The organism is Priestia sp. P1_B12_1, from assembly GCF_056406695.1.
The window spans coordinates 1-22003 of record NZ_JBFTZR010000022.1; the positions used below are offsets into that span (position 1 = coordinate 1).

Here is a 22003-nt window from a genome sequence, read left to right on the forward strand (position 1 = left end):
TATGTGTATGTGTTTTGCAAGTTTTCTACATTCATAATAATGTCCTCCTTTTAACCTGAAGACATTATTAACAAAATCCAAACCTTTTATTCATAAGAATCTTCTCTTATACCGATTCAGAAAAAAGGTTTGGATTTAAAAATAGTTGGGATAAGTGAGTAAATCCAAACGTTTGGATTTACTCACRCAYGCSAAACTTCAYACMAARGACACAYATCTAAACTATACRGCTGCGGAAAAAGAGTTTCAGGCAGAAATGACAGCTTATACGGTTTCCTCTTATTTTGGAATCGACACCASTTCTTAYTCYTTGGATTACCTSTCAMATTGGACGAAAGGWMAGACCTTTGAAGATAAAAACAAGCTTTTAAAAGAAGTTCATGAAACGTCCGTTGGCTTTATTGAAACAATCGAAGATACCTTAGTGAAAGAACGGGAAAAAAATCAGTCACCAGAAAAAAACGAAGAAAAACAGCAGCAAGCAGATCCTCTTTCTTCTCAAAACGTGCATGAGAAAATGAAAGAAGGTTATGAGGACTATAAGCAAAAGCAGCAAAAGGAATCCGTGCAAGATGTAGACAGTATTTTAGATCGTGTCACGGCTGAAGAAAAATATTATTCAACCAAAACACAAGCGATCAAAAATGGATGGATGACAAAGGAGGAAGTCGTGAAACTTGAGCATCAGATTGATTCAACTATGACTAAAAACGAGAAGGGGATCATCAATGGTCAAGTTCAAGAACAATCTCTTACTTTTCAAGAGCGTGTTGAAGTGGGTAATCACATGCAATTCCAAAAACGTACAGGCACCGTCAAAAAGAAAAAAGACGAACAGGAACTCGAAAGGTAAGGGAGCGTAAAAAGCTCTCTTTTTTATTGCCCAAATACTATCTAAATGGAGGAAGAATGATGAAAAAAATTACGTCTTTTTCAAATGACCAATTTAAAACGCTTATTTCCGATAAACGAGAATTAAAGAAGTTTATGAAACACCCACAAAATGAAAAAATCGAGACAGGTTGGGCAAATATCAGTGGTGAACAGCTGCAAGAGATTCCTTCTGGTGCTGTTTACTTAACACAATCAGCTATAGGGGAAGAAAAGCCGCAGGTTTTGTTTGTTTCCACCGATGAAAGAGGACAAAAACAAGCCTATGAAAGTGAAGCAACACTTGATTTTTTAAAGAGTCATGATGTGAATCCTGTTTTAGAAAAAGATCGAGAAACACAGCTCAAAACAAGCTACATTACGTTTTTAAAGGCTCATGACAAAGAAAAACCTCAAGATATTGATAGCATGTTAGCCCGTGTGAATGCAGAAAACGATTATGTCATGTTGAAATCAAGTGCCTTAAAGGAAAAGCAGTTCACCTCTGACCAATTGAAAGGTATGGAGAATGAGCTTTCTCATCAGTTTCAAGCACGTAAACAGACACAAGAAAAGGACCGATATCAAGAAGATTACAAACAAGAAGTACTAGAAGTTATGCAGCAGCCTAGTGAAGAAACACAGTATAAGCAGCTATTTAAACAAAACTTGTTAGCCCAATTAGGCATATCAGATGAAAAAGATTCTTTTAAAGAAGCGAAAAAAGAAGCCGAAGCAGAAAAAGCCCCTGTCGAAAAGCAGCTGAAGCAAGAAACACCTCAAGAGAAAGAGCAGCGTTTGGCCAAAATGAAGGAGTTTGAACAAAAGCATTCCTTTGATAAGGTGTACAAATTAAAAAAAGAAGTGCTGCAGGAATTAAAAGAGCTCAATTTGACTGATTCTCAACGTGAGAAATTAACCAAACTTGAAAAGGCTTTAGACACGGAGAAAAAGGATCATGACAAGCAGAAAAAAGAAGAGAAATCACAGAATGGATTTACGAAGTTTTTTGCACGGAATAGTGGAACAAATTCTTCAAAAAAACAGAAAGAGACACAAGAAATGGAACGTTAAAAAAAGCAAAAGTTTAGACGGAATGGGAGGGCTGAAAAGCTCTCCTTTTTCATATCGTGGAGTGAAGGAGGGATTAGATGGGAGAACGAAAACATGTCAAGGAGGAGGAGGTTATGAAGGCGAGAGATATTGATTTGTTGTCGTATCTGGAAGCCAAAGGCGAAACCTTTGTAAAAGAAGGAAAGTATTATCGTCATACGGAACATGATAGCTTACTCATCAAAGGAAATATGTACGCTTGGAATAGCCGGAATGAAACAGGATACGGAGCGATCAGTTTCGCTCAAATGTATTATGGGATGTCTTTTCCGCAAGCTGTATTAGATATCAATAAAGGTGATTATAAAGAGCTTTCTCAGTCACATGAGCAACCGTCGGTTTCACCATCAAAAGAGCCTTTTCGTTATCCAAAAGAGTTAGAGGTAAAGGATCAAAGCAAAGCAAAAGACTATCTCATAAAAGAACGTAAAATAGATCCTCGATTAGTTGACTGGCTCGTTCAAAAAGATTTAATCGCCCAGGACAAACGGAACAATGTGGTGTTTAAATGGCGTGAACATGGAGGCAAAGGAAAAGTAATTGGGGCAGATCGACAAGGAACAGCTTCGATAAAAAATAAACGAGGTTCTTTTAAACAAGTCTTACCGAACGATAACCCACATACAGGCTTTTCAGTTGATGTTGGTCGCCCAAACAAGATTCATTTCTTTGAAAGTCCAATTGATCTACTTTCTTATTGGAGTATACAAGAAAACCAATTGCAGAATACACGCCTTATTAGTATGAATGGCTTAAAACCTAAAACTGTTGCTCAATCTTATATCGAAGCTCGAAGAGAAGGCTTAGGCATTCAAGAAATGGTGTTAGCTGTCGATAATGACCAAGGAGGAAAAGAATTTATTGACAAAATGAACCAAATCGTTAATGCTGATTTAATAAGAGTAGATATTCCAAAGGGAGCGAAAGATTGGAACGACGCATTAAAGAAGGATGGAAAAACCATTCAACCTGTGGCATCACGTCTCCGGAATAAACAAACAGAACAGGAGCTTTCAATGAATGGATAAGGTGTTTCAAAGTGTGTTTTATCTTTTTCTTATCATGATTTTATTTAAACTTTCTACATTTGCTTACCGTGTGATTCGTGAACGGAAGTATATGAAAGAGTTAGCCCAATCGGGTATGCCCTATATTGATAAAATGGATGGATATCAATTTGAGGTATATTTGCGAGCACTTTTTCAACAACTAGGATACAAGCCACAGATAACGCCAAAATCAGGCGATTTTGGAGCTGATCTAGTAATGAAAGGTAAAGAAAGAGTTGTGATTCAAGCCAAACGGTATAGTGCTAAAAATAGGGTCAGTCTTTCAGCTGTACAAGAAGTATACGCAGCCAAAGCGTATTATAAAGCTAATCAAGCGTGGGTGGTGACCAATAGTTATTTCACGAAACAAGCAAAAGAGCTTGCAGCTGCATGTGATGTGACCTTAGTAGATCGTGCGGATCTTCAAAAGTTTATTAAAGAGGTAAATCCAGTTTTTAAGGCACGAGAAATCTTTGAAAACATTACACCCGAACCTCGTAAATGTCCGAAATGTGGGCAAGACCTAGTGGTACGAGATGGAAACGGCACGCGTTTTTTTGGCTGTTCCTCTTTTCCAGATTGTCGCCATACAGAGAAAATCAGTAAGTAAATGTAGAAATCTAAACGAGTAAAACGCAACAGAAGAGGTCTCTTATATATGAATTTTATAAGAAAAACAGTATGTAGCAAGTTAGGCATGCTGCTTTTAGTAGCAATAATATTGATTGTAGTATTAGTTCTAGGATTGACAAATTGGACTGATAAGGACAGGATCTCCAATGATTTTGCTGAACAATTATTTAAATATCCCCTCCCACCTAAAACAAAAGTTATTGAAAATGAGCAAGCTAATGGAAAACATCTTGTTGGTGGTAGTGGTGGTTATTGGGGAGTTATTGCGTCAGTAAGGCTATCTACCAGACTAAGCAAAGAAGAGATATTGATGTATTATCAAAAAGCAGGATTATTTAAATACCCTAAAAGTGATAAAAGAGGTGTAGAACCTGAAATTTACTTTCAAGGTGACTTCCAGAAAGTCGAAAGTCCGGAGGGTGATTATTACAGTGATAAAGAAGGAACAAGGAGATTTTTAAGTAACTATTATTATGAATCAGGAAAAAAAGTAAATGATCGTATACTCAAGGGAAATCATAGTCATGAAGTGGAATATGTAGTTCAAATAACAAGTGACTTTGATTACTTTCTAAATATTGATTAACAAACGTTTTTAAAGTGCTCAAATTTGCATCAAATGGGCATTTATACGTAAAACAAAAGTTAATTTCGTCAGAGAGAGTTTCTCTGCATATCAAAGTCGTAGATTAACTAGGTTTTTATTTATAAATAATTGTGATGAAAAAGCATCTTTCTTAATTGGAAGGTGCTTTTTCGTTTCCCATAAAAATATAAAAAAAGAGGAGAGTTTTTATGAAGAACATTTTTATGAAATCAATGACCGTTCTTACATTATTAATGGTCGCATTATGTGGAGTTAATGAAGGAAAAACAGAAGCAGCAAGCAAACCAACAAATCACGATTTAATTATTATCAATAAATACTACAACAAACTAGCTTATTTTCACAATGGTTATATTGAAATCGTTGATCCAGTTGCAACGGGGAAAACATGGGACAAAACACCAGTTGGCTTTTTTAAAGTAGTGAACAAGATTAAAAACCGCCCTTATTATACAGGGCATATTTCTGGGGACAATCCTCACAATCCGTTAGGAAAACGTTGGTTAGGGTTAAATGCAAACGGTACGTATGGTGATACATACGGCATTCACGGCAATAACAATGAAAGTAGCATTGGAAAATACGTGAGTCAAGGATGCGTGAGAATGCACAATGCAGATGTTGAAAAACTTTATGAGAAAGTTCAAGTGGGTACACCTGTTGCGATTACGTATTCCTATAAGAGCTTTGTTGATCTAACTAAAGTTTATGGGTATCATTTCAAAGGCTACAACTTAAAAAACAACTAATATCTAAACAGCATTCCGTTATTACGGAATGCTGTTTTTTCTTTGTCTTCTTTCCATATAGCCCTTATCATAGAAGTAGATGAAAAATATGGTGAAGGAGGATATGATTATGCGAGCAAAAATCGAAAAGGCTAAACATGTGGTCATGTTTAGAGCTACGGGAGAGTTTTATGCGCATGAGGTCAATCAAGATAAAATAAGAATGGGTTTCTTTGTCTGTCCTTCATGTGAAGTCAAAGTACATTATAAACACGATCATTTCTTTTCCCGTGAGCATACACGAAATTGTATATATGTGAAAGAGAAATTTAGGAAAAAAGCCTACTAGATAAATGAAGATTCAATGATTTTATATGAGACTACGGAAAAAAGGGGGAAAACTGCATGAAAAATCATGTTTATCAAAATGGACGCCTAATTCAAACAAATAAAAAGTTTTCAGCATTGAAGCAAAAGCAGAAAGAGTGGATAACGAACGAATTAAGACAACGTTATATCAGCGCAATTAATTATCCTTATACCAAATTACACCCTAGGAAACGAGACCAAATTTTAGATGAGGTATATGACCTAATTGGGGAAAAGGAAATTTGGATACCTTATGGCGAAGTGAAGAGACACTACTTTAGCAAAATCCCCTCATTTATTCGTAAGAATAAGAAAATGATACAACAAGAGGGAAGAGAAGCAGCAGAAACACCGCAGAAAGAATTAGAGTGAATGCTATCTTATTCTACAATATATAAACAAAGTATTTTACTATTTACTTAAAGAAAAAAAGAATTGTAGAAATTTAATTTAACTAAAAAAACTACCTTAGGTGAACTGAGTGTAGTGATCCTTGTCAAATAGACAGGCTTAAGCCTGCTTTCTTATTGTGTAAATTGTTATTATATGGAATTGTTGTTGAAGAAAAACAAACTATTAAATATGGGGGATACGAATAACATGAAGTCAACAGGTATTGTACGAAAAGTAGATGAATTAGGGCGTGTTGTTATTCCCGTGGAGCTAAGAAAGGTTCTTTCTATTAAAGAAAAAGACCCTATCGAAATCTTTGTTAATGGAGAACAAATTATCTTAAAGAAATATTTTCCTTATAATGAATGCATTATTACAGGTGACATCACTCCTCAAAATAGAGAATATGCAAAAGGTTTAGTGCTAAGTCCAAGAGGGGCAGAAATTTTAAAGAATGAAATAGAGTTTAAGTTCAATATAAAGGCTTAGTTTATACATGATTTTATGCAGCAGAAGAGAAAAGTTAACTTTAATGTTTGAAGTAGGTGAAATCGTACGATGGAAGATTTAATTGTGCTGATTATAATTGTGTTGGTAGCATCATTGTTACAAACAAGCACTGGCTATGGCTTTTCTATTGTCGGTACTCCCTTTTTATTATTGATTTATCCTGCTCACATGGCAATCCAAATTAATATTATACTCTCTATTTGTCTTTCTGCTTTTATGATTTTTAAAATTAGAAAAGAAATAGACAAGTCTTTGTTAGTCAGATTGATTAAAGGTAGTGTGATGGGTCTGATTTTAGGTATTTTTATTTATCTATTTTTGGATATTCAGTTATTAAAAATGACTGTTGGTGCTCTTATTCTTTTTTTAACAATACTACTTATTTTAAAGTTGACGATAAATCGAACACAAAACAAGGACTTCATAACTGGGGGAATATCAGGATTACTAACGACAAGTATTGGTGTACCAGGTCCACCCCTTTTATTATATTTTTCTGGAGCCGGAGTAGATAAAACCACACTTCGAAGTACAACATTGGCTTATTATCTCTTTGTTTACTTTGTTAGTTTAGTTATTCAAATATCATTTGGAGGTACCAGCAAAGAGACATGGATTTTTTCTCTTATAGCTATCCCCCCTTTATTTGCAGGAATTATGTTAGGACAGTTATTTTTTAAATGGATTAGTCAAAAAATATTTCGCATTGTCACGTATATAATTTTGATGTTTACTGGGGTATATTTACTCGTAACGAGTTTCTAAATTAGTTATAAAGCAAATCGGGGGCGTTTGTTAATATTTAGCTTTATTCAATCTACTTAGTCTAAAAAGGTACACCTTTTTATACGGTAGGGAAATCAATGATATTAAGTCTATTTAATATTAAAAATAAAACTTTTTAGACGTTCTAAAATAAATAGACCTTTTTATACTTTTTGTTCTATACTTAAACTATCTATTATGAACAAGGATGGTTTTCACAATGGGAATTAATTTTGGATATATTCGTGTAAGCACTAATGAACAAAACTTAGATAGACAGTTAGAAGCAATAAAACCTTATTTAACAGATGAAAAATATCTATACAGTGATAAGGCGAGTGGGAAGGACATGGAACGCGACGGCTTTCAAAATATGCTTAAAGCAATGAGAGAGGGCGACACATTGTATATTAAATCGATTGATCGTCTAGGCCGGAATAAAGCACAAATAAAAAAATATTTAGAGCAGTTTAAAAAGGAAGGAATCCGAATCAAAATTATTGATTTACCCACGACTATGCAAGAAGTACCTGAAGGTCAAGAGTGGGTTATAGACATGATTAATAACATCATTATAGAGGTTTATACATCTATGGCGGAACAGGAGCGAGCAACCATCTTACAGCGCCAACGAGAAGGAATAGTCGTTGCTAAGGCCAAAGGAAAACATCTAGGGCGTCCCATCATTGCTTTTCCTAAAGAATGGGATAGGTTATATAAAGAATGGAAGTCTGGAACAATTACAGCTGTAGCATTTATGAAGGAAATAGGCATGAAGAAAGCGACGTTTTACAATAAGGTAAGGGCTTATGAAGCAAATAAGTAACTATAACAAGAAACAAAAAGAAGCCTAAGCTGAATTTATAAGATATCAGATCAGGCTCTTATGTACATTGTTTTCTTTGTATGATTGTTTTTATCTTTTTCACTTACAAATAGACCAATAATTAAAACGACTGTTTCAAGTTATACACGACATATTCCTGGGGGCGATCCCCGAAATCTTTTAAGAAAACGTTGGTTAGAGTTAAATGCTAACGGTACGTATGGTGATACATACGACATTCACGGCAATAACAATGAAAGTAGCATTGGAAAATATGTAAGTCAAGGTTGCGTGAGAATGCATAATGCAGATATTGAAAAGCTTTATGAGAAAGTCCAAGTGGGTACACCGGTTGCCATTACGTATTCCTATAAGAGCTTTGTTGATTTAACAAAAGTATATGGGTATCAGTTCAAAGGCTATAAGTTGAAAAATAATTGATAAAAAGGCAGTATTCTATACTTTATTACGGAATACTGCCTTTTTAATAAATAATAGTATCAGTATGTCCAAGTTTTAGAGATTAATTGCAAGTTAGATGTATTTTTTACACTAGGATCCTAACTTCTCTACTTGAAAAACGTAATGATTTCGATTATCATTAATAAAAAGAATTTAACCGTGAGGTGATAGCATGAAACCAAACATACATCCAAACTATAGGAAAGTAGTGTTTATGGACACAAACAGTGGCTATACGTTTTTAACAGGTTCTACCCAAGAATCGAATGAAACCACCGTTTGGGAAGACGGAAACACGTATCCATTGATTAAGGTAGAGATCAGCTCTGATACGCATCCGTTTTACACAGGAAAGCAGAAGTTTGCAGATAAAGGTGGAAGAGTGGATCGTTTTCTTCAAAAATATAATATGAGAGAAAAGAAATGATCCGTTCACTTAATACTGTAGTTAACTATTTGTTAATCTAGATAGTTGAGAAAGAGAGTTAATATGGGTCTATTCACTTTAAAGAGTCTAATCTTTAAATCGTAATAGTTACGATTACTCAAGTCTATTTAGGAGGTAAATATAAGTGGCAAAAAAATCAAAAATTGCAAAAGAACTAAAGAGACAAAAAATGGTATTTGAATATGCGGATCTAAGAAGAGAACTAAAGGAAAAAGGGGATTATACTGCATTAAGTAAGCTTCCTCGTGATTCAGCACCTTCTAGGCTTCATAACCGTTGCCAAATTACTGGAAGACCTAGAGGCTACTTAAGAAAGTTTAAGATGTCTCGTATCGCCTTTCGTGAATTAGCACATAAAGGACAAATACCTGGAGTTAAAAAATCTAGCTGGTAAGCAGTTAAACAACAGGAACTTCGTGAGTGTGATGCTTACAGGTTCCTGTTTGATTTATGTTAAGAATACCATTTGGAAATTTAGAAAGAACAGCCATAACCTTAATATAAATGATTTTGAACACTAAGAGAAAGGTGGTCGTTTGTAATGAATGAGAAGATAATCGAGATTTTTGCGAGGAATATTGTAAATCATCTACCAAGGAATAAAAGAAAGCTTTATCAGTTTATTGAGGGTATTGAAGATAGTTTAGCACAGCAATCCGAAACAAAGAAGCAATTTTTAACCCTTCTCAAAGAGCAATTACCCCACCTTCAGGCAGCAAATCGCTTTAGTATGTCGTTAGATGAAATAATGAAATTGATGCACGAAATTGAAGATGAAATAAACGAAAAATTAGAAAGAAAAATAAAAAGTTATAAATGGATTGACTACACAGAACAAGTAAAAGGCAATCAAGTTGAGACAAATAAGAATATACAATATTTCCTTGTTTTATCATGAATTATGAATAAAGGTTGATTTCACTAAAAAATAAGTAGAGGTATTTGTAATGAAACGACATGTAAAGTTTATTAAATTTAGTCCGACTCAAAATATGACAATTTTAGTAGATGGTCAGCACTTAAAAGAGGACTATCAACAAATTGCCTTAAGGTTGATGGCATACGACCATGTATATGCAGAACAGGTAGGTTTTATCGAAAAACCGAAACAATCGAATGTTGATGGTAATCTCCGGATGGCAGGAAATGAATTCTGTGGAAACGCATGTATGTCTTTAGCTGTATTCATTGCTCACCAAAAAGGTTTAAGGGAAAATAATGAATCTCATTTATTAATTGAGACTTCAGGAACTGACGACTTAATTAGATGCCGAGTGAAGAAAGTAGCAAATAATTATCGTTGTCGAATTTCAATGCCCTTACCTAAAAAGATTGAACCTAGAAACATAGAATATAAGAATACATATTTAGAAGCTTATAACGTTCAGTATGAGGATTTTTTTCATCTTGTACTCAAAGTAAAAAGAATTAATGCAGAAATAAAAGAAACAGCAGAGAATATTGCTCAGTCAATGGGAGAGATATATCCGGATATTCTAATTGGTATCTTGCTTTACGAGGAAGAATCACACTACCTTGCTCCTCTCATTTATATCCCAAAGCTAAACAGTATGGTATGGGAAAGGGGGTGTGGATCTGGAACGGCTTCAATTGGAGCTTACCTTGCATTTTTACGTAAAGGAAAAGTAAGCGTTAGAATTAAGCAACCTGGTGGCAGTATTCATGTATTCGGAGAGCATGAAAACAAAACTTTAAAAAGTCTTCAGATTGAAGGAACTGTTAATATTGTGGCTCAGGGAGAAGCATTTATTACATTGTAAATTAATTAAATTAGGAGGAGAATCTGTGGAAGAATTATTGAGATTTAAACAAAAAATACTAGATTTTTTAGAAGGGTTCAACTATTGGTCAGAAAAATATGATGGTACCGTTCATCATTTTGAAGCGCTAGAAGAGTTAATTAATGAGTATACAGCTTTTATTCTTAGCGAAAAAAATAAAGAAACGTGGGTATTACTTCAATCAGGACATATGGATGATAAACTGCTTCCAGAATTACAGCATATCTCTTCTCGCTGTGTTTCTATCATGGAAAAATATCGAGCTCTTCAATTGATTAATGGACAAGTGGAAATTACAGACTACTTTAAAAATATTGAGTCTTGTATTGAGGAAGAGTTCGGGAATTTCCAAATAACACCTGAGTCTAAAGTGCTTTTAATTGGTTCTGGGGCTTTTCCAATGACCCCGTTACTGATCGCTAAAAAAACAGGAGCCGAAGTAGTAGGAATCGATATTGATGATGAGGCAATCGATCTAGGCCAAAAAGTGTTAAGTATATTGGGGGACGGGTTGAATGTTCGAGTTCAAAATAGTGAATTAGATCAGCTAGGTTTTATAAAAGATGTGACACATATTATCTTTAGCTCTACCGTAAAAGAAAAATATGACATATTAGACCAGTTACATGATTTAACGAGAGACGAAGTGACGATTGCGATGAGGTATGGTAACGACTTAAAGTCACTTTTTAACTATCCGTTAAGAAAAGTTAATTTAGCAAAGTGGACGTTAATTAATCGTGTTTTACGCCCAAATCAGGTTTTTGATATTGCACTATATCAAAAGCAAAGAAAGGGTGAAGAAGTTGGAGTTATTTAAAAATATTCTGTTGTTAGGAACCGGCCCCACAACTTTACAGCTTGGATTGAATTTCAAGAAAGCTTTAAATAGCAAAGTAGGTATCGCAGGAAGACCTTCTATACGTTCAGAAAAATTCTTTTCTTCCTTAGTGAAGCATGGTCACCTTGTTGAAGTAAGTATTCAAAATCGAAAGCATGAAAAGATGCAGGGACATTTTATAGTTGATGATGTATTTTTTAAGTATGAAGAAGTGATTGGGACATGGGATACCCTCGTTCTAGCAGTCACAACTGATGCTTACTTAGATGTGTTAAAGGCTCTTCCAAAAAGCATACTACAAGGTGTACAAAGAGTTATATTAATATCGCCGACCCTTGGTTCAAATTATTTAGTGCATCATTATATGAAGCAGTTTAATCCTCAGGTTGAGGTAATGAGTTTTTCTACATATTACGGAGATACGCGCTGGTTGAGCTCTGAGCCATCAAACCAGGTGCTAACAACGGCTATTAAGAAGAAAATTTATATTGGGTCTACACAATTTCCTTCTGATGCGGTTGAAAAGTTGGTAAACCTTTATAAAGATTTAGGCTTAATTTTTGAAATTATGAAAAAACCAATTGAAGCAGAGACGCGAAATATCTCACTATACGTACATCCTCCGTTGTTTATGAATGAATTTTCACTCAGATATATTTTTAAAGAGGAGAAGCACCAGAAATATGTATATAAAATCTATCCGGAAGGGCCAATTACACCTTTATTAATGAAGAATATGGTTAATCAATGGAAAGAAATTATGAAGGTGCTTTCACAACTTAACGTTAAACAAATGAATTTGCTGAAGTTTATGACAGAAGATAATTATCCGATTCGAAGAGAAAGTGTGTCTCTTAAGGATATTGAAAACTTTAATGAACTTAACAGCATTCACCAGCAATATTTGCTATATGTTCGCTATGCGTCTTTATTGGTAGACCCTTTCTCAGAGCCAGATGAAAAGGGACGCTATTTCGACTTTTCGGCAGTTCCGATTCAAACGGTGTTTATGAACAAAGAAAAGGAAATGGATATTCCGCGAATGCCAAAAGAGGATTATTACCGTTTGAAAATGATTCAATCTATTGCTAGATATGTAGAAATCGATTGTCCAACAATCGATTGTTTTTTAACAGCTTATGAAGATAAAGTAAAAGCTTTTTCAGAAGCTAATAAAGAAGTGAAGCTTTCAAATGCGTTTTCGAATCTAGCTTTTGAAGAGGATATACAGATGATTTATGAAGAGCTTGATAAAAGCCTAGTTTAACAATAGTAGTGACAGAATAGAATGGTGGAGGAATTAACGTGAGAAAAAGTAAACGGCTTATTTTAGTGGCTCTTGCCTGCACAGTTTTCCTTATAGTAAGTGCTTGTAGTAACAATGAGAAGGCAAGTACAGATGCAACGGACAAAAAAGAAATTACCTATGCAACTTCTAAAGATATTAATGATATGAATCCGCATTTATACCCAGGTTCGATGTCAGCACAAGGGATGGTTTACGAATCACTCGTAGAGAATACGGAAGATGGAATTAAACCTTTGCTTGCTGAGTCTTGGAAAATATCGGAGGATGGAAAGACATATACATTCAAGCTTCGAAAAGATGTAAAGTTCCATGATGGAGAGCCGTTTAACGCAGAAGCAGTTAAGAAGAATATTGATGCGGTGCAACAAAACGCACAGATACACTCTTGGATTAAGCTATCTACTAAAATTGTGAGCTGCGACGTTATTGATGAATATACGATAAAGCTCGTGTTATCAGAGTCTTATTATCCAACACTAGATGAGTTATCAATGACAAGACCTTACGTGTTTATTTCTCCGAATGACTTTAAAAACGGTGGTACAAAAGATGGCGTGAAGGGTTATCACGGTACAGGTCCATATGTATTAAAAGGTCATAAAGTAGACAAATATGCGACGTTTGAAGCAAATGAAAGCTACTGGGCAGGAAAACCAAAAATTAAAAAGATTACGGCAAAAGTACTTCCAGAAGGCGACACAACGTTTCTAGCTTTACAAAAAGGTGAAGTGAACTTTGTGTTTACGGATGATAGAGGCGCAGACAGTATCGATGTAGAAGCAATGCAGCAACTTGTTGATTCTGGTGATTACCAACTGGTCAGAAGTAAACAAATGAACACAAAAATGATTGTAGCTAACAGCAGTAAGTCTGATAGTCCAGTGAATGAAACAGCAGTGCGTGAAGCAATTTGGTACGCTATCGATCGCAAGACCATTAGCGAAACGATTTTCGAAGGAACAGAACTCCCTGCAAATACCTTGTTTTCCAAAAACGTAAATTATGCAGATGTCTCTCTCAAAAAGCGCGGGTATGACATAAAAAAAGCCAAGAGAATCCTTGATAAAGCTGGATGGAAAGTAGATGGGGAAAATGGCGTTCGCACAAAAGGAAATCGGCCTTTAGCTATGACGCTTTATTACGACAGTAACTCTGCTTCACAAAAAATGCAGGCTGAATTTATTCAAAACTCTCTTAAAGAGGTAGGGATAGAGCTGAAGCTTACAGGAGAAGAGTCAACGTCAATTGCAAATAGAAGAGCTACAGGGGATTATGACTTATTGTTTAATCAAACATGGGGGCTAGCATATGACCCACAAAGTACTATTGCATCGTTTAATTCGGCTTCTTCATACTTGCACACAACCAAGGGAATTAAAGAAGCTGATGAGCTGTATAAAAAAATTCAACAAGTCATGGTGTCAACAACTGAGGAAGAACGTCAAAAGCTATATGCGGATATCTTAACAATTGTACATGATGAAGCAGTGTTTATTCCAATTACGAATGGAAACGTAACGGTGGTAGCTCCGAAAAACTTAAAGGGGATTTCATTTAAGCAAACCCAGTATGAATTGCCATTTGAACAAATGAAGTTTGAATGAAAAAAGGGAGTTTTCTCCCTTTTTTATCGGACAAAAATATAGGAAGGAAGATGAATCATGGGTGTTTACATTGTAAAAAGGCTAATGCTAACGGTTCCACTACTATTAGTTATTTCATTTCTTACATTTGTACTAATTAATTTATCTCCTCAAGATCCTGCTAAATTAGTTTTACAAGCACAAGACGTACCGGTCATTACCGATGAGCTTATCGATCAAACGAAGAAAGAGCTAGGGCTAGACGATCCATTTATCGTTCAATATATGAATTGGCTTATATCATGTCTTAAATTAGATTTTGGAAATTCCTATGTTAAAGATGAATCGGTTTGGGTCCTGTTGGGGCCGGCTTTCTTTAATACGCTAAAATTAACGTTTGTTTCATCAATTGTGATTATTGCTTCTTCTATAATTTTAGGAGTCGTTTGTGCCTTAACAGAAGATAGAGTGCTTGATCGTTTTATTAGAGGACTTTTCTTTTTTTTATCAGCACTTCCAGCGTACCTAATTGCGATTTTAATAATTTGGTATTTTTCCGTTGAGCTTGATTTGCTTCCGACAAGTGGACTTGAATCATACCAAAGCTATATCCTGCCTGTTTTGGTTATTGCTCTTACTCATATCGGGCTGTATTTCAGGACGGTACGTAGCTCAATGCTTGCAAACCTAAATGAAGACTATGTACTGTATGCAAGAGCTTCAGGGCTACCTGAGAAAAAAATAATAGTAGCCATTTTAAAAAACTCTCTGCAAGTATCTATTTCTATTTTTTGTATGTCGATACCCCTTATTTTGGGTGGAACTGTTGTAATTGAGAATGTGTTCGCATGGCCTGGGTTGGGGAGCTTAAGCGTAAAGTCAATTTTAAGTAAAGATTTCCCAGTAATCCAAGCCTATGTACTTATTATTGCTGTTGCTTTTGTTGTATTTAATACAACGTCGGACATTATTAATACGGCATTAAACCCAAAGCTAAGGGTTGGTGAATAACATGCGGATACTAAAAAATTTAGCAAAGGATAAGCTAGGTGTTATTGCGCTTTTTATTATAGTAGTTACTTTAATAGTTGGTGTTTTTGCCCCTTTCATTGCTCCGAACGACCCTATTAAGGTCAATATGAGCCTTCGATACGCAGATCCTTCACTTGAATACTGGTTAGGAAATGATCATTTAGGAAGATGTGTACTGTCCAGGCTCATTTATGGTATTCGCCCTAGCATTATTTATGTCTTAATCGCTTTATTATTATCGGTTGTACTCGGTACGGTGCTAGGGTTTATAGCAGGGTACTTTAAGGGATTCACGGATTCTATTATTATGCGAGTTTGTGACATTATGCTTTCTTTTCCTGTGTACGTCATTACGCTTGCCATTGTTGGTATCTTAGGTGTTGGCTTAGAGAACATTTTGATTGCATTTATTTTAATGAAGTGGGCATGGTTTGCACGCGTGATTCGCGTTTCTGTGATGCAATATAGTGATTTAGAATATGTAAAGTTTGCGAGAGCAGCTGGACTAAATCATTTCACAATCATTTACCGCCATATGCTGCCGGTCACCTTTGCAGATATTGCCGTCATTTCAAGCAGTTCGATTAGCTCCACCATTCTGCAAATTTCAGGGCTTTCCTTTCTTGGCTTAGGTATTCAAGCTCCAAACCCGGAGTGGGGAATGATGCTAAACGAAGCCAGAGACGTTATCTTTACAAAACCAGAGCTATTACTACCGCCAAGCCTAGCTATTATTACGATTGTTCTAGCTTTTAACTTCTTATCAGATGCGCTTCAAGTTGCGTTAAATCCAAAGCTTGCTAAAACGAAAGTTAACTTGCAAGAAGAAGTAAAAATAGGAATGCCAACGTTAAATGAAAAGGGGGCTGCAAAATAAAGCTATGAGTTTATTAGAAGTAAAACAGCTAAAGGTATTCGATTGTAAAACCAATAAGTCAATTATTCATAACAGCTCATTTCAGGTTAATGAGGGGGAATGCTTAGCTTTAGTAGGAGAAAGTGGTAGTGGAAAATCAATGACGTGTAAGTCCATCATGCGACTGCATAAGAGAGATATTAAACAATATGGTCACATTTGGTTAAAGAGTGAAGACTTGTGCGAACTATCCGAAAAACAAATGAAAAGTAAAAGAGGGAAGAAGCTTTGTATGGTCATGCAAAATGGTATGAGTGCTTTTAACCCTTCTGATCCTGTCGGAAACCATTTGGTAGCTACTTTAAAGCAGCATACAGATTGGAGCTATGAGAAAATTGAGAGGCATCTTGCTGATGCGATGAAGCGTGTGAGGCTACAAAATCCCGTAGAAATAATGAACAAATACCCATATCAGCTTTCTGGAGGTATGCTTCAGAGATTGATGATTTCCCTTGCTTTACTACTAGAGCCAGACGTTTTAATTGCAGATGAACCAACCACAGCACTAGATACTATTTCACAGTTTGAAGTTGTAGAACAATTGATGGCTTTACGAGAAAATATTGGATCTTCCATGATTTTTATTTCACATGATTTAGGGATTGTGAACAAATTAGCTGATCAGATTGTCGTGATGAAAGATGGGCATATCGTGGAAAGAGGAGCTGCACAAGACGTCTTTCTAAAACCTCAACATGAGTATACAGAGTATCTGATTTCAACTAAGCGTACGCTTAGTGAGCATTTTCAGAAAATGATAGGGGGAACTGTACATGCTTAAAGTATGTAATGTTGAAAAATCATATAAAGCTGGGGGGCTCTTATCAAAAGATAAAAGAAAGGTAATCAAAGGCGTCAGCTTTGAGTGCGAGATCGGGAAATGTTTAGGGATTATTGGTGAAAGTGGTAGTGGCAAGTCGACTCTTGGACGTTTGATTTTAGGAATTGAACGTCCTGATACAGGGAGTGTCCTTCTTGATGGAGTAAGTACAATTCATGTAAAAGCCCGGGTAGGAAAAATGAGTGCGGTTTTTCAAAATTACGCATCTTCCATTAACCCTTTTTTTACCGTTCAACAAGCGATTATGGAGTCACTTCGAATGATAAAAGAGAGAAAAGAAGACCAAGAGAAGCAAGTAGAGATCCTACTTAATCAGGTAGGGCTTCCTGCATCCTATAAAGACAAATATTTGCATGAATTATCAGGAGGAGAAGCGCAAAGAGTTTGTATTGCAAGAGCGATTGCAACGAAGCCAAAGTATCTTCTACTTGATGAAGCTGTCAGCTCGTTAGATATATCTGTGCAGTTTCAAATTTTAAATTTATTAAAGAAGTTAAGAAGCACTTACGATATGAGCTATATCTTTATTACTCATGATTTGCAAGCTGCAACATATCTTTGTGATCGACTTATGATTTTTAAGGGTGGAAAAATTGAAGAGATAGTAGCAATGCAGAATCTTAAGCATGTGAAATCGTCATATGCCCAAGCGTTATTGAAAAAAACAATTATCTTATAGATGTAAGTATCATAGGAGGAGAAAACAATGAACGGAGCATTATCTTGGCCCTTCTTACGTTTATATGCACTAGTGCTTCTTTATTTTAGCGCAAATGCAATCTTAAACGTAGTTATTCCTCTAAAAGGAAGCAGCTTAGGGGCAACTAATACAACAATTGGCATCATTATGGGTGCCTACTTATTTACAACGATGTTTTTTAGACCTTGGGCAGGTTATATCATTCATAAATATGGTCCGGTTAAAGTGTTGCGAGTTATTCTATTTATTAACGCTGCAGCCTTAATTTTATATACGTTTACAGGCCTAGGGGGCTATTTTACAGCTCGGATACTACAGGGAGTTTGTACGGCTTTCTTCTCAATGTCGCTGCAAATCGCGATTATTGATGCTTTACCTAAAGAAGATCGCTCTCAAGGAATTTCTCTTTACTCTTTGTGTTCATATATTCCGGGTATTCTTGGCCCTCTGTTAGCTATCGGAATTTGGCAAGAAGATAATGGAACATATTTTGCTGTTGTAATGGTAGCCATTGCTATCTTAACAGGCCTAGTAGGTTATGGTTCAACAAGAAATTCACATAATGAAGTGAAGAGAACGGAACCACCTCTTGGGATGAGTGCTTCGTTTAGTCAACTGTTTAAAAATCGCTACCTTTTTAGATGTAGCATTATCATGCTCGTTTCTTCCATGGTTTTTGGAGCCGTAACGACCTTTGTCCCTCTCTATGCAGAGCAAGTGAAAAATGGGCACGCAGGAATATACCTTATGATTCAAGCTGCAACGGTAGTGGCAGCGCGATTTACATTAATGAAAAAAATCCCTTCAGATGGAAAGTGGCATTCTTTTTATATGATGGGCACGCTCTTAATGCTGACTTTAGCAGCGCAGTCCATTAGCTTTGCGAATGTTGGAGGCGCTTTTTTCTTTTATACTGCGGCCGTGTTAATGGGAGTGGCTCAAGCGATTATCTATCCTACATTAACAACATATTTAACCTTTGTACTACCAGTCAATAATCGTAATACGCTGCTTGGATTATTTATCGCAACGGCCGATTTAGGTGTATCACTAGGAAGTATTGTAATGGGGCCAATTGCGGATGCTTTGTCTTATTCGCTGATGTATACAATCTGTGCCGTATTTGGAATTCTAATGGTTGCATTTGCTTATGGAAGGCATAAACAATTTGTTAGTTAACTGTTCTGTTAGTAAATGTGGAAATACAACTTCGCAATAAGCATAATATGATTGAGGACTCTTTACATTATTATTAATTGTGTTATTCAGGCGATTAAGGTAGAGCATGACTGTTAGAATTATTCCTTCGATTTTAATTTTACTTATTTTATTAAATATACCTTTTAGCAGTAAGGTGAACTACTCACAACTATTCTATCTATGTATAAATTGTATAATCTTACTGAAAATAATACGAGATCAGAAGGAATGTATACTTCTTAGTAAATGTAATTTAACTTCATCAATGTATGTAATGCTTAACTTATTTTATTAAAAATAGTGATACCATTTACATACCTTGTAGAAAAACCCACAATTTTGTCGTCTCTAAGTATAAATAGTAAAACTTTTATTTTTATAAATAAGAATTCATTTATTTATTTTTGATTGAATTAATCTCATTAAACATACCTAAAAGTTAAATACTTGAAAATTTTCTTTTGAGTTATCATAAATAAAAGAATTTATTAGAAAGTAAGTAGAGGATAGAGTAGTATATGATAAGAAGTAAAAGAATGTATATGTTCTCAATAAGAGTAAACATTTAAACTAATGATTGTTATTAAATACTTTACGATTGGCTTAACGTAAAATACGTTATTGGAAATCTAAAAAAACGAACTGAAGGTTCAGGGTAGTATAGGTCAAGGTTGCATTTCTTCTTCTCAGCTGAATAGGTCACGTAACTACAATATATTATAACTTTCTTTTATAACTACTGGTAACAAAAAACCTACTCAATAGAGTAGGTTTTTTGCCTTTACACAGAAGTGGGGTAAAAGAGACTAAAGGGAAGCCTCCTATATTCAACTGTCATGGGAATCAGTCGAAACTAAGGGTTGAAGGGTTCTTTTAATTGATAAAGATTATCATTACCAATTAAARGAATTGTATCATTCACTTAACCTCCTTGTCTAGTTCTTTGTGATATTTAAGGTTAACGATTATTTGTAGCCTTTTGTAATAGGGTTAAAGTGAAACGTACCAAACATAAAGAGCTTTATTTAAAAAATACATTTTACTTTTTAAAATAGACAAACCAAGCAAATTTTCTCTCGCTAATAATTATTTTCACAAGAAAAAGGAGTTTAACTAGAATATAATTGACATTGATAAATGAAAAAAGTTTCAAGAAAGTATATAGACGTAAAGGAGAATTGTATATGGATACGCATTTCATAATAATGAAGCCATTTTGCCACGAAGTAGGGTGCTGTTGTCCAGAACAACAGCATCAACATATGATTAACTTCCGTCAAGGAGATATTTGGACAATTACAAACAACCGGAAGTACGTCGATGGCTTAGGATGGTACTGTTTAATCGATATTAATAACGAATTTCAGTTCTTTATCTATGTTGATGATATTCAGGAGTTACATGCTAAGGGTAGCATTTGCTCTATCTGGGATTTAGACCTAAAGATTAATTATTTGAACTTTAAAATAAACAAAGCACTCGATACACACGACAGAGAGGCATTTCTTTCTCTTTCTAATGAGCTGCGCCATGCACAACAGGTAAAGAGTAAAATGAACTATGCTCATGTGCAGAATGTTTAAACAAGCTGAAAAACTTCAAGAGGAGAAACAGTATGACTAAAATTATTATTGCATACGCAAGCATGTCGGGGAATACTGAAGAGATTTCTGAACTGATAAAATCAAATCTCGAACCTTTTGGTTACCATATAGACATGGAGGAGATTGAACATTTGGATATACAAAAGCTAGTAGAGTACGATGGTATTTTATTAGGTGTTTATACGTGGGGAAATGGAGACCTACCATACGAGGTTGAAGACTTTTATGATGAAATTGAAAATGTTGATTTAACGGGTAAAAAAACTGCAATCTTTGGTTCTGGTGATCGTTCTTATCCTGAATTTTGTGCAGCTGTTGATTTATTAGAGGAAAAACTAGAACTTTGTGGATCAGAAATTGTACAAAAAGGATTAAAAATCGAGCTTGCTCCGGAAACAGAAGAAGACATTGAACATTGTAATTCCTTTGCAATCAGCTTTTCCAAAAGCCTCGAGGAATCTTCACTATGAAAAACATGTCCAGTTCCACAGCTGTGACTAGAACTGAAAACAATAGTTTCGTTGTGGCTACTGTAAGCGAAGGCCTTATCATTGAAAAGAATGGTATATGGCTGAATGTCTTACCTCAATTAAACTATCACATTCGTGATTTGAAATGTACTGGTGAAATCATTTATGGTGCCGGAGATAAAGGAACATTTATTCGAAGTACTGATGAAGGGGAAACTTGGATAATTGAGCGTTTTCCGACGTCAGCAAGCGTATGGAGTATCTCTTGTAATTCAAAAGGCCTTGTAGTCGCACATGGCGAAAAAGTAATTTACATATCCACTAACTACGGGGAAACTTGGAATACTCTATATCCATTTGAGTATTCTAATCCTCCTTCTATCCGTTCCATATGTTTATATGAAAATAATTTATTTATTGGGACAAAGGTACACCCTAAAAATGGGGGTGTTTGGATGGTTGATTTATTCACAAATGAAATAAGAAGGGTAAAGATAGAAACCTCGAGAATGATTTCATCTATGCTGGTGCACGAAAATCTATTAGTAGCAGTGAGTGGAGCATGCCGTGGAAAGAATGGATCATTAGAATTTCTTCCATTGAATAGTATTAAACACGAAAATAAATTAAATTGGGATGTGTGTTACAGTAGTGATGGACATCGGAGTTATTTAGATGTTTGCGCCCATAACGGCATTCTGTACACAACTTCAAGTCAAAATGAAGAAGGATACAGCGTTATTTCCCGAGTATATCTTGAGAATCAAGAGCTAGTTTCCTGCGATTTTATTCGGGGACATGGCTGGAGAATATGCAACGAAAATGAAAACTACATTGTAGCAGGGTTATATGAAACAAAGTATTATAGGAAAGGTTTACAAGAAATCTGTTAAAGCTTATTAAAAACTGTTAGTACTTATTTGTTATAGTAT

The 22003-nt window shown here is 35.3% G+C and carries 26 protein-coding genes and 1 pseudogene; all 27 read left to right on the forward strand.

The genetic code is table 11. The annotated features are described in order from the left end of the window. Nucleotides 1–181: 181 nt before the first annotated feature. Nucleotides 182–440: pseudogene (locus AC1D0Y_RS27265) on the forward strand (LPD25 domain-containing protein); the annotation flags it as partial. A gap of 472 nt (nucleotides 441–912) precedes the next feature. Beyond that, the gene (locus tag AC1D0Y_RS27270; protein ID WP_477708195.1) at nucleotides 913–1944 is read left to right on the forward strand and encodes a guided entry of tail-anchored proteins factor 1; all 1032 of its coding nucleotides are present in this window, start codon (nucleotides 913–915) and stop codon (nucleotides 1942–1944) included. A 77-nt stretch (nucleotides 1945–2021) separates the two neighbouring features. Next, entirely contained in the window at nucleotides 2022–3011 is a 990-nt protein-coding gene (locus tag AC1D0Y_RS27275) for a toprim domain-containing protein (RefSeq protein ID WP_477708196.1), read from the forward strand. Next, nucleotides 3004–3642, forward strand: a complete 639-nt coding sequence (locus AC1D0Y_RS27280) for a restriction endonuclease (RefSeq protein ID WP_477708197.1) — start codon at nucleotides 3004–3006, stop codon at nucleotides 3640–3642. Before AC1D0Y_RS27275 ends, AC1D0Y_RS27280 begins: the two co-directional genes overlap by 8 nt. Before the next feature lie 48 nt (nucleotides 3643–3690). Then, nucleotides 3691–4251: a hypothetical protein gene (locus tag AC1D0Y_RS27285; RefSeq protein ID WP_477708198.1), complete on the forward strand. Its 561-nt coding sequence runs from the start codon at nucleotides 3691–3693 to the stop codon at nucleotides 4249–4251. Nucleotides 4252–4460: 209 nt separating this feature from the next. Further along, entirely contained in the window at nucleotides 4461–5021 is a 561-nt protein-coding gene (locus AC1D0Y_RS27290) for a L,D-transpeptidase (protein ID WP_477708199.1), read from the forward strand. A 109-nt stretch (nucleotides 5022–5130) separates the two neighbouring features. Beyond that, a complete protein-coding gene (locus tag AC1D0Y_RS27295; RefSeq protein ID WP_477708200.1) occupies nucleotides 5131–5349 on the forward strand; it encodes a hypothetical protein in 219 nt (72 codons plus the stop codon). Nucleotides 5350–5405: 56 nt separating this feature from the next. Then, nucleotides 5406–5741 (forward strand): hypothetical protein, encoded by a 336-nt coding sequence (locus tag AC1D0Y_RS27300; RefSeq protein WP_477708201.1) that lies wholly within the window; start codon nucleotides 5406–5408, stop codon nucleotides 5739–5741. A 228-nt stretch (nucleotides 5742–5969) separates the two neighbouring features. Next, complete coding sequence (locus AC1D0Y_RS27305) at nucleotides 5970–6251, forward strand: AbrB/MazE/SpoVT family DNA-binding domain-containing protein (protein WP_477708217.1); 282 nt, start codon at nucleotides 5970–5972, stop codon at nucleotides 6249–6251. A 69-nt stretch (nucleotides 6252–6320) separates the two neighbouring features. After that, nucleotides 6321–7037: a sulfite exporter TauE/SafE family protein gene (locus tag AC1D0Y_RS27310; protein ID WP_477708202.1), complete on the forward strand. Its 717-nt coding sequence runs from the start codon at nucleotides 6321–6323 to the stop codon at nucleotides 7035–7037. Between the two features lie 220 nt (nucleotides 7038–7257). Beyond that, entirely contained in the window at nucleotides 7258–7863 is a 606-nt protein-coding gene (locus tag AC1D0Y_RS27315; RefSeq protein WP_088568193.1) for a recombinase family protein, read from the forward strand. An 84-nt stretch (nucleotides 7864–7947) separates the two neighbouring features. After that, nucleotides 7948–8304, forward strand: a complete 357-nt coding sequence (locus AC1D0Y_RS27320) for a L,D-transpeptidase (protein ID WP_306425577.1) — start codon at nucleotides 7948–7950, stop codon at nucleotides 8302–8304. Nucleotides 8305–8497: 193 nt separating this feature from the next. Next, nucleotides 8498–8752 carry a type B 50S ribosomal protein L31 gene (locus tag AC1D0Y_RS27325; protein WP_088568194.1) on the forward strand — a complete coding sequence of 85 codons (255 nt, stop codon included), beginning with the start codon at nucleotides 8498–8500 and terminating at the stop codon, nucleotides 8750–8752. Between the two features lie 145 nt (nucleotides 8753–8897). Then, nucleotides 8898–9167 (forward strand): 30S ribosomal protein S14, encoded by a 270-nt coding sequence (gene rpsN / locus AC1D0Y_RS27330; RefSeq protein ID WP_047751929.1) that lies wholly within the window; start codon nucleotides 8898–8900, stop codon nucleotides 9165–9167. Nucleotides 9168–9314: 147 nt separating this feature from the next. Then, nucleotides 9315–9671 carry a hypothetical protein gene (locus AC1D0Y_RS27335; protein WP_088568195.1) on the forward strand — a complete coding sequence of 119 codons (357 nt, stop codon included), beginning with the start codon at nucleotides 9315–9317 and terminating at the stop codon, nucleotides 9669–9671. Between the two features lie 49 nt (nucleotides 9672–9720). Further along, a complete protein-coding gene (locus AC1D0Y_RS27340) occupies nucleotides 9721–10554 on the forward strand; it encodes a histidine racemase CntK family protein (protein WP_088568196.1) in 834 nt (277 codons plus the stop codon). Between the two features lie 25 nt (nucleotides 10555–10579). Next, complete coding sequence (locus AC1D0Y_RS27345; protein ID WP_088568197.1) at nucleotides 10580–11395, forward strand: SAM-dependent methyltransferase; 816 nt, start codon at nucleotides 10580–10582, stop codon at nucleotides 11393–11395. Then, nucleotides 11382–12683 (forward strand): opine metallophore biosynthesis dehydrogenase, encoded by a 1302-nt coding sequence (locus AC1D0Y_RS27350; protein WP_088568198.1) that lies wholly within the window; start codon nucleotides 11382–11384, stop codon nucleotides 12681–12683. Before AC1D0Y_RS27345 ends, AC1D0Y_RS27350 begins: the two co-directional genes overlap by 14 nt. 38 nt (nucleotides 12684–12721) lie before the next feature. Further along, entirely contained in the window at nucleotides 12722–14329 is a 1608-nt protein-coding gene (gene cntA, locus AC1D0Y_RS27355) for a staphylopine-dependent metal ABC transporter substrate-binding lipoprotein (RefSeq protein WP_088568199.1), read from the forward strand. Nucleotides 14330–14386: 57 nt separating this feature from the next. Then, nucleotides 14387–15319 carry a nickel/cobalt ABC transporter permease gene (gene opp1B / locus AC1D0Y_RS27360; RefSeq protein ID WP_462073384.1) on the forward strand — a complete coding sequence of 311 codons (933 nt, stop codon included), beginning with the start codon at nucleotides 14387–14389 and terminating at the stop codon, nucleotides 15317–15319. Between the two features lies 1 nt (nucleotide 15320). Further along, a complete protein-coding gene (gene cntC, locus AC1D0Y_RS27365; protein ID WP_088568201.1) occupies nucleotides 15321–16217 on the forward strand; it encodes a staphylopine uptake ABC transporter permease subunit CntC in 897 nt (298 codons plus the stop codon). Nucleotides 16218–16221: 4 nt separating this feature from the next. Then, on the forward strand, nucleotides 16222–17037 hold the full coding sequence (gene cntD, locus AC1D0Y_RS27370; protein WP_477708203.1) for a staphylopine uptake ABC transporter ATP-binding protein CntD: 816 nt from the start codon (nucleotides 16222–16224) through the stop codon (nucleotides 17035–17037). Further along, complete coding sequence (locus AC1D0Y_RS27375) at nucleotides 17030–17776, forward strand: ABC transporter ATP-binding protein (RefSeq protein ID WP_477708204.1); 747 nt, start codon at nucleotides 17030–17032, stop codon at nucleotides 17774–17776. Before cntD ends, AC1D0Y_RS27375 begins: the two co-directional genes overlap by 8 nt. A gap of 27 nt (nucleotides 17777–17803) precedes the next feature. Next, the gene (gene cntE / locus AC1D0Y_RS27380) at nucleotides 17804–18976 is read left to right on the forward strand and encodes a staphylopine family metallophore export MFS transporter CntE (RefSeq protein WP_477708205.1); all 1173 of its coding nucleotides are present in this window, start codon (nucleotides 17804–17806) and stop codon (nucleotides 18974–18976) included. Nucleotides 18977–20181: 1205 nt separating this feature from the next. After that, on the forward strand, nucleotides 20182–20580 hold the full coding sequence (locus AC1D0Y_RS27385; RefSeq protein ID WP_207372847.1) for an IDEAL domain-containing protein: 399 nt from the start codon (nucleotides 20182–20184) through the stop codon (nucleotides 20578–20580). 32 nt (nucleotides 20581–20612) lie between these two features. Beyond that, nucleotides 20613–21071 (forward strand): flavodoxin, encoded by a 459-nt coding sequence (locus tag AC1D0Y_RS27390; protein WP_477708206.1) that lies wholly within the window; start codon nucleotides 20613–20615, stop codon nucleotides 21069–21071. After that, nucleotides 21068–21964, forward strand: coding sequence for a WD40/YVTN/BNR-like repeat-containing protein (locus tag AC1D0Y_RS27395; protein ID WP_477708207.1), 897 nt, complete (start codon nucleotides 21068–21070; stop codon nucleotides 21962–21964). Before AC1D0Y_RS27390 ends, AC1D0Y_RS27395 begins: the two co-directional genes overlap by 4 nt. The last annotated feature ends 39 nt before the right edge of the window (nucleotides 21965–22003 follow it).

Coding starts and splice junctions, on each gene's coding strand:
- AC1D0Y_RS27270 (WP_477708195.1), top strand. CDS start 913: ATGAAAAAAATTACGTCTTTTTCAAATGACCAATTTAAAACGCTTATT.
- AC1D0Y_RS27275 (WP_477708196.1), top strand. CDS start 2,022: ATGGGAGAACGAAAACATGTCAAGGAGGAGGAGGTTATGAAGGCGAGA.
- AC1D0Y_RS27280 (WP_477708197.1), top strand. CDS start 3,004: ATGGATAAGGTGTTTCAAAGTGTGTTTTATCTTTTTCTTATCATGATT.
- AC1D0Y_RS27285 (WP_477708198.1), top strand. CDS start 3,691: ATGAATTTTATAAGAAAAACAGTATGTAGCAAGTTAGGCATGCTGCTT.
- AC1D0Y_RS27290 (WP_477708199.1), top strand. CDS start 4,461: ATGAAGAACATTTTTATGAAATCAATGACCGTTCTTACATTATTAATG.
- AC1D0Y_RS27295 (WP_477708200.1), top strand. CDS start 5,131: ATGCGAGCAAAAATCGAAAAGGCTAAACATGTGGTCATGTTTAGAGCT.
- AC1D0Y_RS27300 (WP_477708201.1), top strand. CDS start 5,406: ATGAAAAATCATGTTTATCAAAATGGACGCCTAATTCAAACAAATAAA.
- AC1D0Y_RS27305 (WP_477708217.1), top strand. CDS start 5,970: ATGAAGTCAACAGGTATTGTACGAAAAGTAGATGAATTAGGGCGTGTT.
- AC1D0Y_RS27310 (WP_477708202.1), top strand. CDS start 6,321: ATGGAAGATTTAATTGTGCTGATTATAATTGTGTTGGTAGCATCATTG.
- AC1D0Y_RS27315 (WP_088568193.1), top strand. CDS start 7,258: ATGGGAATTAATTTTGGATATATTCGTGTAAGCACTAATGAACAAAAC.
- AC1D0Y_RS27325 (WP_088568194.1), top strand. CDS start 8,498: ATGAAACCAAACATACATCCAAACTATAGGAAAGTAGTGTTTATGGAC.
- AC1D0Y_RS27335 (WP_088568195.1), top strand. CDS start 9,315: ATGAATGAGAAGATAATCGAGATTTTTGCGAGGAATATTGTAAATCAT.
- AC1D0Y_RS27340 (WP_088568196.1), top strand. CDS start 9,721: ATGAAACGACATGTAAAGTTTATTAAATTTAGTCCGACTCAAAATATG.
- opp1B (WP_462073384.1), top strand. CDS start 14,387: ATGGGTGTTTACATTGTAAAAAGGCTAATGCTAACGGTTCCACTACTA.
- cntC (WP_088568201.1), top strand. CDS start 15,321: ATGCGGATACTAAAAAATTTAGCAAAGGATAAGCTAGGTGTTATTGCG.
- cntD (WP_477708203.1), top strand. CDS start 16,222: ATGAGTTTATTAGAAGTAAAACAGCTAAAGGTATTCGATTGTAAAACC.
- AC1D0Y_RS27375 (WP_477708204.1), top strand. CDS start 17,030: ATGCTTAAAGTATGTAATGTTGAAAAATCATATAAAGCTGGGGGGCTC.
- cntE (WP_477708205.1), top strand. CDS start 17,804: ATGAACGGAGCATTATCTTGGCCCTTCTTACGTTTATATGCACTAGTG.
- AC1D0Y_RS27385 (WP_207372847.1), top strand. CDS start 20,182: ATGGATACGCATTTCATAATAATGAAGCCATTTTGCCACGAAGTAGGG.
- AC1D0Y_RS27390 (WP_477708206.1), top strand. CDS start 20,613: ATGACTAAAATTATTATTGCATACGCAAGCATGTCGGGGAATACTGAA.
- AC1D0Y_RS27395 (WP_477708207.1), top strand. CDS start 21,068: ATGAAAAACATGTCCAGTTCCACAGCTGTGACTAGAACTGAAAACAAT.